The sequence below is a fragment of the Streptomyces sp. NPDC050422 genome (assembly GCF_044458665.1).
Lineage (GTDB): Bacteria > Actinomycetota > Actinomycetes > Streptomycetales > Streptomycetaceae > Streptomyces.
In genome coordinates, this window is sequence record NZ_JBITIE010000012.1 from 299,993 (window position 1) to 310,280 (window position 10,288).

The following is a 10,288-nucleotide window of genomic DNA, read 5'->3' on the forward strand; positions in this document are numbered from 1 at the left end:
GGCTCATCACGCGATTCGGGGGCAACCATGAGCCAGTACACGAAGGACACCCACAACCAGCCGGAGCCCGAGGCGACGCGGCCACCCGCCGGCGAAAGCGCAGGCCCGTCGAAACCCGTCCTGTTCGGCCTCCTCCTCGGCCTGATGCTGGGCCTGCTCGACGGCACGATCGTCGGCACCGCCCTGCCCACGATCGTCGGCGACCTGGGCGGCCTCGACCACCTCTCCTGGGTGGTCACCGCCTATCTGCTCACCGCGTCCCTCTCGACCCCCATCTGGGGCAAGCTCGGCGACCTGTACGGGCGCAAGGGCAGCTTCGTCTGGTCGGTCACGGTGTTCCTCGCCGGATCCGTACTCTCCGGACTCGCCCAGGACATGGGGCAGCTCATCGCCTTCCGCGCCGTCCAGGGACTCGGCGCGGGCGGCCTCATGGTCGGAGCCATCTCCATCATCGGCGTCATGCTGCCGCCCTCCCAGGCCGGCCGCTCGCAGGCGATGATCGGGGCCATGATGCCGGTCGCCCTGGTCGGCGGGCCGCTGCTCGGCGGCTTCCTCACCGACCAGCTGAACTGGCGCTGGGTCTTCTACGTCAACGTCCCCATCGGCGCGCTCGCCCTGCTCCTCGTCGGGCTACGCCTGCGCCTGCGCACCGAGCGAATCAAGGCGCGGATCGACTACGCGGGGGTCGGCCTGCTCTGCGCCGCGATCCTGGCCCTCACCCTGGTGGGCAGCTGGGGCGGTACGCGGTACGCCTGGTCGTCGCCGCAGATCCTCGGCCTAGGGGCGACGGGCGCCCTCGCCCTGGCCTGGTTCGCCCGGGTCGAGCGACGGGCCGCCGAACCGATCATCCCGCCCCGCCTGTTCGCCGACCGCAACTTCACGCTTGCCCAGGTCCTCACGTTCCTGGTGGGCGCCGCCATGCTCGGGGCGTCCGCCTACCTGCCGCTGTACATGCAGTTCGTACGCGGCGCGTCCTCGACGGCCAGCGGCATGCTGCTGCTCCCGCTGATGGCGGGGATGTTCGGCGCCCAACTCCTGCTCGGCAAGCTCCTCGCCGCCGGCGGCCGCATCCGCCCGTACCCCATCATCGGCGGCGCACTGACGGCCCTGGGCGCGCTCGTCCTGCTGACGGTGGACACCGGCACCCCCACGGCGGTGACCTCCGCGCTGACCCTCGTACTGGGCGTGGGCATGGGCCTGTTGATGCAGAGCACGCTGCTCGTCACGATCAACAGCGCGACGCCCCGCGACATGGGTGCCGCGACGGGAACCGCCACTCTCGTCCGTACGATCGGCAGCTCACTCGGCATCGCGGTGCTCGGCGCCGTCTACACGAGCCGCCTCCACGCGTCCGGCATGCCGGACGGCGGCACGGCCTGGACCCCCGAGGCGGTGCGCGGGATGCCGGAGGGGGTCCGGGAGGCGGTACGGACAGCGGTCACGGAGGGCCTGCACGGGGTGCTGGCGGGGGCCGCGCTGCTGGGGGTGGTGATCTTCCTGGCGGCGTGGCTGATGCGGGAGGTGCCGTTGCGGGGGGAGTGACGGGGGCGGGGGCCCTTCCGCTACCGTGCACCTCGCCGATCAGTTCCCGTCGCCCTCGACGTTGGCGATCATCCTGCGCAGCACCTTGAGCGCGGCCACGTACTCCTCGTCACTGATGCCGTCGTGGACCACGACCCGCAGCCCGGTCACCAGCTCCCGCACCTGCACCCTGGCCGCCTCCCCGGCATCGGTGAGGCGCAGGAGCTGTCCGTCGTCGATCGAGAGCCAGCCGCGGTGGAGCAGCTGGTCGACGACCCGTGCGATCTCGTGCGGCCCGTCCGCGAGGGCGGTCAGCTGGCTGACGACCGCCTCACGACTCGGGGCCTCCGGCCCGCCGTTCACGCGGTTCAACACCCAGTACTGCGGCTGCGTGACGTCGATCCCGGCCATCGCGTCACGCAGATGCCGGGTGACGGCTGCATGGGCGAGGCCGCTCCAGTATCCGATGGGCTGGGTGACCAGCGCAGCGTCGGTGGCGGTCGGATCGGCCGGGGCCTGGTCGGTGGCGGTGGTGTCCGTCAGCGGTCTCATGAGGGCGACGCTACGTTGCGCGGGCGCCAACGCACATGGGACGCAGGACAGCCCTTGACTCTTTCGGCCCGGGTGACCGCAAGACCTATGCTCGGGGGCATGATCGAGACGGAGCGACTCCTTCTGCGACCTCTTGAGACCTCGGACGTTGATGCGTTCGTCGAGCTCCACGCCGATCCGAGAGTCAATCGGTTCGTTGGAAGCTTCTCCCGACGGCAGGCACTTGCGCGGCTCGCCGAGGTCGAGCGGCAGTGGGCTGAGCGGGGTCACGGCCTGTGCGCCGTGGAGCTCCGGTCGAGCGGCGAGTTCATCGGCCGAAGTGGCCTGCAGTACTGGCAACAGTTCGATGAGATCGAATTGGGTTGGACCCTCAAGGCAGGGCAATGGGGTCGTGGATACGCAAGCGAAGCAGCCCGAGCCTGCTTGGTCTGGGGCTTCGAGACGCTCGATGCCGAGTACTTCACCGCCTTCATGAGGCCGGGAAACTCGGCGTCGGTGAAGGTGGCTGAGCGGCTCGGCTTCTCACCACGTCGGCAGGACGAGCTGAGCGGAAATCCTGTCACCGTGTACGCGTTGAACCGTCGAGCCGGCTTGTCATCTGAGCGGCAGACTCCCGCTGGGTGACAGGTCCAGCCTGCAGAACCTGAGCGCCAGGCGCCTTGACCGTAAGCCTTCCGCCGGTCAGCCCGATATGCGCGCCAGGAGGACGATGCGCCGTACGGCTCCACCTGGCCCCGGCTCGCCCGCCCTCCGGGTGCGGACCTGCAGTCAAGGCGACCGCAGGTCCGCGCCGCACAGGTCAGAGACCAGGTGAGGGTGCCGCCGCAAAAGCGTCGACGCCCGTGAGGCCGGCCGACAACGCCCACAGGCGCGCGGCCTGTTCGGGGTCGGTCGCATGTGCGTGCACCCCGCCTTCCGTGCCGTCGACGGCCGGCTCGGCGATGTCGCAGTCCTCGCAGTACACGCTACCCATGCCGGCCAGTTGGGGGGAGACTGCCGCCCAGACCTCCGTCGCCGCGCCCTGCTCGGGCGTCTTGAACGTGGGGTCGGTCGGGGTGCCGTGCTCGTCGATCCAGCCCGCGTCGACCATGTCCGCCTTCGCGAGGTGGCGTTGCAGCGGGGTGAGGATGCTGCCCGGGTGCAAGGCGAACGCCCGTACTCCGGCGTCGCGGCCGAGTGCGTCGAGGTGCACGGCGAACAGCACGTTCGCCGCCTTGGCCTGCCCGTACGCCGCCCACCGGTCGTAGCCGGGCTCGAAGTGCACGTCGTCCCAGTGCATACCCATGCCGTGCGCGCCGGAGGACACGGCGACCACGCGCGCGCCACCACGGGCGATCGCCGGCCAGAGATGGTTGACGAGGGCGAAGTGGCCGAGGTGATTGGTGGCGAACTGAGTCTCCCACCCCGGTCCGACCCGCGTCTCGGGACAGGCCATGATTCCGGCGTTGTTGATCACGATGTCGACGTCGCGACCCGAGGCCAGGAACCGCTCGGCGAAACCGCGGACGCTGTCGAGGTCGGCCAGGTCGAGATCGTCGACCTCCACGCCGTCGATGCCCTCGACGGCCTGCTGAGCGACCGCCCGTCGCCGCGCGGGGACGATGACCTGGGCCCCGGCGGCCGCGAGGGCACGGGTCGCCTCCAGGCCGAGCCCCGAGTAGCCGCCGGTGACGATCGCGGTGCGGCCGGACAGCTCGATCCCGCTCAGGACGTCGTCCGCGGTGCTCCGGGCACCGAAGCCCGAGCCGATCTTGTGCTGGGGTGTGGTCATGTGGGGCACGGGAGGTGTTGAACCGCGCTCTAGGGCAAGGCCAGTTGGCGGTGAACATCCGATGCGGCTCGCTGCTTCGGCGCCGCCGGTCAAGCGGTGAGTTTTCCCGCCTTCACGGCTTCGACGAACGAGGCCCAGCCGGCGAGGGGGATGAGGAGGGCGGGGGCGTGGGGGGTTTTGGAGTCGCGGACGGGGACGGCGTGGGAGTGGTGGTCCTGGACTTCGACGCAGCTACCGCCTTCGCTGTTGTTGTAGGACGACTTGCGCCAATTGTTGGGCGCAGAGGGTGTGTACTCAGTCATGCTCTTCGTAGCCCTTCGCTGTCGCCTTCAGCAGTGCCAGCGACTCCTTCAGTGGTAATGCGTCACTCAGGGCGAGAGCGTAGCGGCCTTGCAGCAGCTCGACCACGGACGGGGAGTCGTGCAGCTTCCCCATCTGCAGCCCTTCGCTGTAGGCGACCGGTGGCTGGTCCTCGAACCACATCAGAGTCAGCATGTTCTCCAGCAGAGGGTGATACCCGAGCGAGACGGAATGATGTGGGCGCGGATGCGGTCACTCTCGACGAGGCTCACGATATGGCTGAGCTGCTCGGCCATGACCTTTTGCCCACCGACAGGGCGACGTAGCACTGCCTCGTCCAGCAGCGCCCAGACCACGGGCGACGTAGGGTCCTGGAGAATCCGCGCACGGCCCAGCCGTGTGACGACGGCCTTGTCGCACTCCTCCTGACGTAGCGGTGGGAATCCCATGCCGAACAGAGCGCGTGCGTAGGCTTCGGTCTGGAGAATTCCAGGCACGAAAGAGAGAGCGAACTCCCTGATCACCACTGCTTGTTGCTCAAGTTGAAGGGCGGCCTCGAAGTACTCGGCTACCGCCGCATCCTGGTCCGGCAGAAAACTACTGAGCACATTCCCCGTACCCAGAGCCAAGTCCAGCAGCCGTGCGTCCTCCTTCGACGGAACGCGCCGCCCTGCCTCGATGTGCGAGATATGCGACCGCGTCATGAGCGCCGCATCGGTCAACTGCTGCTGGGTCATCCCGGCGGCCTCGCGCTGGGCCTTCAACCACTGGCCGTAGGTATTACTCAAGGTCAACTCCCCTGCGACGAAGCCTGCGTCACCTCGCACCCCCTGGCGAGCCTAGCCGTGCCGGTCGCACTCTGTGAGCGAATCACTACACAGCGGCAACGGGAAGAAGAGGGTGCGCGATGACGAAGACCCCACGTGGTGCGAGCGACGGCCGGGTGGAGACGCTGCGGCTGCTGCCGTGGTCAAGCCCGGAGGGGAGGCCTTGTTACGTCTCCGGAGACGGCACGGGATACGTCTCCCGACTGGCCGACGAGATGGAGAGCGCGCAACTGTCGATGTGTGTCGACCTGCTCGACCACGCGCACGACATGATCGCCGACCGGTCGACCACCGGCGATCAGCTCCGCTTCCTGGCCGCGCGCATGGCCGAGTCGCTACGAGACGTCCACCGCATCGCCCGCAGTCGGGGGCAGCGCCTCGGCGGGCCGGGCGGGGAACCCGACCGTGTCAGTCCGGTGACTGTCTGAACTGGTCAGGCTGCTCCCGGCGGACGGTCAGGTGGGGAATTCGCCGATCCAGCTGCGCTGGAGCAGGTGTTTCGGGAGGTACGCAGACTCGATGTCGATCGGCATATCCGCGTCGTACGCCATGCACGTGATGGCCAATGGGCCCAGGGCGACGAGGCCGTCGCCGCTCAGCGAGCGGGCCTCGTCCGCGGTCCAGTACTCCTTGTGCCAGGTCAGAGCCGTCGCCAGCGAGTCGGTAAAGGCTTGGTTCTCGCGGCGCAGGTAGAGCTGGAAGAGTTCCAGCGGCGGGTAGAGGATCTTCAGCATCAGTTCGGTGCTCGCGATCCGGGCCTGGTCGGGCGCGGTGCCCTGGATCGCGCTGACCAGGGAGTCCCAAGTCTGGGGGCGGCCGAACCAGAGGTGCTGGAGAGTCTCGATCCAGGTGTAGACGTACTCGTCGAACTCAGCACCGGAAGCACGCAGAAACGGCACTGGAACCTGGGCCAGTTGGTTCACCCGGTCGTTCTCGCGGCAGATCACGGCCAGGTAAAAGGAGATGAGCCAGTTCCCAGCGTGCAGGTAGTCCTGTGGACCTGTCCCTGGGAGCGTGCGTATTTCGTCCAGGGTCCCGACCCGGCAGGCCACCGTGCTCTCCCACGTGGTGCCCGACAGGAAGAGCGCGGACCCGACCTGCATGGCCAGTACCCACGACTCCCAGGTGTCGAGTTCACCCGCCTCGGGATCCAGGAGGCAGTTCCCTTGCGCGGCGCCGAGCGAGAACGTCAGCCGTGGCCTACGCCACGTACTTCCCCGACCACCCCTTCAGCGTCTTTCTCGATCTCGTCTCCGCCGCGAGGGCCGGCAGCCGTCGCTCCGGACTACTTCCCTCGAGCCCTGGCTACCGGATACGAGGCTCAGGACCCGTCGGCAGGGCAACCTGGTGCGCTGAGTCGTGCGGCGACGGTCGCTGAACCCAAGGGCGCAGCGAGGCTGTTCGATAGGTCCGCGAGGTAGCGGTTTGTCGCTCCGCTTCCGGTAGCGGAGCGATCGGCGGGAAGTTGAGAGCGAAGTGGGCGGGACGAATACCGCTGGAGCACCTTATGGCGGGTGGGGGAGCGCCCACATCACTCTCAACTTCGGGTTGAGTAAGGGCCCGGGACGACTTCCCTGCGCATCTGGCGCCGGCGGACAAATCGATCCGTCAGTTCATGTCCTATGTCGGGAACTCGCCTGCCCAGGAGCGCTCCAGGAGTGCGACAGAGAGGTAGTCGGACTCCACGTCGATGGGGATGCCCGCGTCGTGGGCGAAGCACGCGATGGCGAGCGGCGCGAGGGCGACGAGTCCCGAGATCAGGCCGACTCGGGTCTCATCGGTCCAGTACTCCTTGTGCCACTGGAGGGCGTCGGCGAGAGCGCGGTTGAATCCAGCGGGATCGTTGCGGATGACCCGGTGGAACATCTCCATTGGCGGGTAGCGAAGCTTGCCCGCCGTCTTCTGGTCGGCGGCGGTTCCCGGGTCCGTGCCGTCGACCGCGGCCACCAGCTTCGAGCCGAGGCCGTCGCCGCCGAGCCAGTATGTTTGGAGGGCATCGATCCAGGCGTACTCGAACTCGTCGCAGTGTGCACCGTTCTCCCGCAGCAGAGACAAGGGCACTCGGCACAGGGCCGTGATCCGGTCCCGTTCCCGGCACACCACGGCCAGGTAAAAGGCGGTGAGCCAGGTGCCGGGGGTCATGTACCGCTGGGGCCAGTGGCCTGGAGGGTGCGGTCCTTGTGCGCGATGCGGCACTGGACGTGGTCCTCGGGCGTGGTCGCGGAGGCGAAGATGGCGGAGGCGATCTGCATCGAGTTCACCCAGGCGTCCCAGGTGGGAAGGCCGCTTCCTGCGGGTCCAGCAGGCAGTGCCCCTTGGCCAGCAGGAGCGAGGTGTCGAATGCCTCGCCCGGACTGGTGGAGTCCGCCTCCAGACTGTCGATCCACCCGTCGGCGCTCTCCTGGAGAACAGCGCAGCCCGCCTCCGCGTTCTCCGTAGGAAATGGATGGCGGGAAACGTTGGTGATCAATGCTGTTTCCTCAGGAGATTGGTCAGGGGTGGGTTAGACGGGAAATTCTCCGACCCAGCTGCGCTGGAGGAGGTGCTGGGGGAGGTATTCGGATTCGACGTCGATGGGGAAATCGCCGTCGTAGGCGAGGCATGCGATGGCCAGTGGGCCGATGGCCCAAAGCCCTTTGATGTCTTCCTCGCGGTCTTCGTCTTTTGTCCAGTAGGTTTTGTGGAGTTCAAGTGCTTCTACGAGGGCGGTGTTGAAGCCGTCGTGGTCGTGTTTGACGAACTGGTAGAAGAGATTGATCGGCGGGTACGAGATGTTCTGCAGCCAGTCTCGCGGGGCGATTTCGGTCACGTCGGGGTGGGAGGTCTGGAAGGCCGTGGTCAGGGACTCGACCATTTCAGGCTGCTTGCGCAACCAGTACGCCTGGAGTGTGGCTACCCAGTGATAGAGGTATTCGTCGTGCTGTGCACCCGAGGCGCGCAGCAAATCCATCGGTACCTCGCACAGTTCGGTCATCCGATCCTGATCGCGGCAGATGACGGCGAACCAGAAGGCATCGATCCACGACGGTGCGTTGATGAAGGTCCGGGGGCCGGTGACGGGCAGGGTGCGCATCTCGTGATGGATGCGGCACTCGACGGTGCCGCCGGCGGCAGTCGCGGTCCGGAAGACCGCCGATCCGACTTGCATAGCGTTGACCACGGCTTCCCAGGTTTCGATACCTGAGCATGTGGGGTCGACTGTCGAGCGGGCGCGGATGCAGGTCCGCACGGAGTTCCACAGCGCGTCGAGCATGTGCGGCGACTGCTCAATAGAGCAGATCTCATCGATGGTCTCTTGGGTCAGGTCGCGAGCAAAACCCTCATCGTCGGGCCCAGGCACGCCGTGGCGAGGGATGGTCACAGTCACGAAAGCTCCCTGATGTCGAACTTCTGAGTGGAATATCCAGTGTATGCGCCTGCGTTGTCCTGACCCCTGACAACGATGTAATCGACCCGACCATCCCGAAGGGCGTTTCGTAGATCGTCCGACAATTTCCCTTCGCTGGGAAACTTACGCCTCCTCTCCTTCATATGGTCAAGAATGTCGAGGAAGTATGTTCGGGATCCCTGGGAGTAGCGCGCTCCATCGACAAGGCGTTCCCCCAGCTTCGTGTCCACGTGACTCTTCGCTTCTACGACGATGAATCGATCGCCGTCCCTGTAAACCTGGTCGAACTGATCATTGCCGTTCTTGGGTCCGTACAGGGTTTCTGGTTTGGCGTTCGGGTAAAGTTCGGGAATCGCGTGCAGGCGTGCAACCTCCTCACCGTACGTTTCGCTGGCCTTCGTGGATGTGCCGTGTGGGCCACGGTGTCTTTCAGCCGCTTCATCCAGGGCTAGACGCAGCTCGTCGGTTCGATGGAGCTTGTACTCTCTCCTGGCATTGCCGTGTTCCACGTGGAACGGACGGTCTGCGGCAATGGCGTCATGTCTGGCCTTCGCCAATTCGTCAAGTTTCGCGCGCGCCTCCGGAGTGGCTGCCTTGCGCCCACTTTCCACCGGGATCTCGTCGAGATAGTCAGGGTGCAGTGGGGGTGCGAGGTCTGTTTTCGCCACCCAGGTCCCATCGGGCAATTTAACGAGCTGCGGAGGGACGAGGTTCGTCCAGTCGGCGCGAGTATCGTTGAGGCGGTAACCGTTTTTGCGGTAGTACTCCTTGCGGTAGGCGGGATCTGAATTCGCGCGTGCCACCTGATGTTCCATGATCGCTTGGCGTTCGGCCGGGGTGTACGTGCGTGGGTCCCGGGGCTCGGGCAGCCCGTGCCCCGCGGCGGAACCGTGACCTGGTCCGCTGCCGTTGCCTCCACCGTGGCTGCCGCTCTGGTGAGGGACGGCCGGGCCGGTGCTGCCGCCGTGGCCGCCGGTAGTCGGTGTGACGTCGAGCCGGCCGCCGGTGGTGGCATTGTCCGTTGCGCTGAAGCCGGGGGACTGGTGACCGGCCGAGTTCTGAGCGGAGTGAGCGCCGACGCCGGCCATCTCGGGTGCCCTGCTTGGCATATCGAGGTGAGGGTCGCCCGCGACCGTGTCCAGACCCTCCGGCTTCGCGGCGCTGTGGTGTTGCTTGAGGGTGCCGTCCTCCTTGAGGACGTTGCCCGGGCGGTCCAGGTAGACGGTGTTGCCGAACTCGTCCGTGCCCTCGAGCACGTTCTCGGGCAGGGCTGTTGTGCCCTCGGGGAGTTTGAGGGCGCCTTCGGGGATGCGGAGGGAGCCTGCCGGGGGTGCCATGCCCTCGGGGAGGCGGACCACGCCGTCGCCCAGGTCGATCGCTCCGGCGGGGATGTCCGCGCCGTCCGGGAGCTTGAACGAGTTGCTCGGGACCTTGAACGCGCTGTCCGGGATCGCCGAGCCCTCCGGGAGGTGCAGGGTTCCGTCGGCGAGCTTGAAGCCGCCTTCCGGGAGGGTGACGACGCCTTCGGGGAGGGCGGGGACCTCGAAGGTGCCCAGGCCCTTGAAGCCGGCCATCACGTCGCCGATCTTCGTCAGGCCCATGCCCGCGCCCTTGAAGACGTACGTCATCGGGTCGACGAACCGGCCCACCTTGCCGGCGGTGGACAGGGCCTTCGCTGCCAGGGCTGCCTTCCCGGCGCCGGAGGCCGCGCCGCCCGTGCCGCCGGTGAAGACCGTCGTGATCACGTTGAACGTCACCGCCCCGGCGGCGCGCGACGGGTTCTCGCCCCACTGGTCCCAGGCCAGCAGCGCCTTGCCGGTCTCCTTCATCGCGTTGCGGGAATCACGCAGGTAGGAGGGGAGCTTGTCCTCCGGGACGGCCCAGAGGAGGTTGCCCATCGGCAGGATGCTGATCGTGAGGCCCGTGGCG

General features: G+C 67.2%; 11 protein-coding genes and 1 pseudogene. 3 read left to right on the top strand and 9 right to left on the bottom strand.

What is annotated here, in order from left to right; all coding sequences use genetic code 11:
- The first annotated feature begins 27 nt into the window (after positions 1-27).
- Complete coding sequence (locus ACIBJG_RS21275; RefSeq protein WP_399309343.1) at positions 28-1,542, top strand: MDR family MFS transporter; 1,515 nt, start codon at positions 28-30, stop codon at positions 1,540-1,542.
- A gap of 39 nt (positions 1,543-1,581) precedes the next feature.
- On the opposite strand, the gene ACIBJG_RS21280 is transcribed toward ACIBJG_RS21275, so the two are convergent.
- Positions 1,582-2,073 carry a MarR family winged helix-turn-helix transcriptional regulator gene (locus ACIBJG_RS21280; RefSeq protein ID WP_399309345.1) on the bottom strand — a complete coding sequence of 164 codons (492 nt, stop codon included), beginning with the start codon at positions 2,071-2,073 and terminating at the stop codon, positions 1,582-1,584.
- A 99-nt stretch (positions 2,074-2,172) separates the two neighbouring features.
- Here ACIBJG_RS21280 and ACIBJG_RS21285 point away from each other — a divergent pair, with 99 nt between their 5' ends.
- A complete protein-coding gene (locus tag ACIBJG_RS21285; protein WP_399309347.1) occupies positions 2,173-2,697 on the top strand; it encodes a GNAT family N-acetyltransferase in 525 nt (174 codons plus the stop codon).
- 175 nt (positions 2,698-2,872) lie between these two features.
- Here the strand turns inward: ACIBJG_RS21285 and ACIBJG_RS21290 are convergent, their stop codons facing one another.
- The 3 genes and pseudogenes from ACIBJG_RS21290 to ACIBJG_RS21300 all read right to left on the bottom strand — a co-directional run bounded on the left by ACIBJG_RS21290 (position 2,873) and on the right by ACIBJG_RS21300 (position 4,932).
- Entirely contained in the window at positions 2,873-3,844 is a 972-nt protein-coding gene (locus ACIBJG_RS21290) for an SDR family NAD(P)-dependent oxidoreductase (protein WP_399309349.1), read from the bottom strand.
- 89 nt (positions 3,845-3,933) lie between these two features.
- Positions 3,934-4,146, bottom strand: coding sequence for a DUF397 domain-containing protein (locus ACIBJG_RS21295; protein ID WP_399309350.1), 213 nt, complete (start codon positions 4,144-4,146; stop codon positions 3,934-3,936).
- Positions 4,139-4,932 (bottom strand): annotated as a pseudogene (locus tag ACIBJG_RS21300) (Scr1 family TA system antitoxin-like transcriptional regulator). Before ACIBJG_RS21300 ends, ACIBJG_RS21295 begins: the two are co-directional and overlap by 8 nt.
- A gap of 119 nt (positions 4,933-5,051) precedes the next feature.
- Here ACIBJG_RS21300 and ACIBJG_RS21305 point away from each other — a divergent pair.
- Complete coding sequence (locus tag ACIBJG_RS21305) at positions 5,052-5,399, top strand: hypothetical protein (protein WP_399309352.1); 348 nt, start codon at positions 5,052-5,054, stop codon at positions 5,397-5,399.
- 27 nt (positions 5,400-5,426) lie between these two features.
- Here ACIBJG_RS21305 and ACIBJG_RS21310 read toward each other — a convergent pair whose 3' ends face one another.
- The 5 genes from ACIBJG_RS21310 to ACIBJG_RS21330 form a co-directional block, all read right to left on the bottom strand.
- Positions 5,427-6,164, bottom strand: coding sequence for an immunity 49 family protein (locus ACIBJG_RS21310; protein WP_399309382.1), 738 nt, complete (start codon positions 6,162-6,164; stop codon positions 5,427-5,429).
- 427 nt (positions 6,165-6,591) lie between these two features.
- The gene (locus ACIBJG_RS21315) at positions 6,592-7,113 is read right to left on the bottom strand and encodes an immunity 49 family protein (protein WP_399309354.1); all 522 of its coding nucleotides are present in this window, start codon (positions 7,111-7,113) and stop codon (positions 6,592-6,594) included.
- Positions 7,114-7,228: 115 nt separating this feature from the next.
- The gene (locus tag ACIBJG_RS21320) at positions 7,229-7,441 is read right to left on the bottom strand and encodes a hypothetical protein (protein WP_399309355.1); all 213 of its coding nucleotides are present in this window, start codon (positions 7,439-7,441) and stop codon (positions 7,229-7,231) included.
- Positions 7,442-7,474: 33 nt separating this feature from the next.
- Complete coding sequence (locus ACIBJG_RS21325) at positions 7,475-8,338, bottom strand: immunity 49 family protein (protein WP_399309357.1); 864 nt, start codon at positions 8,336-8,338, stop codon at positions 7,475-7,477.
- A partial coding sequence (locus tag ACIBJG_RS21330) for a hypothetical protein (protein WP_399309359.1) occupies positions 8,335-10,288 on the bottom strand: 1,954 nt, incomplete at its 5' end. The genes ACIBJG_RS21325 and ACIBJG_RS21330, both read right to left, overlap by 4 nt.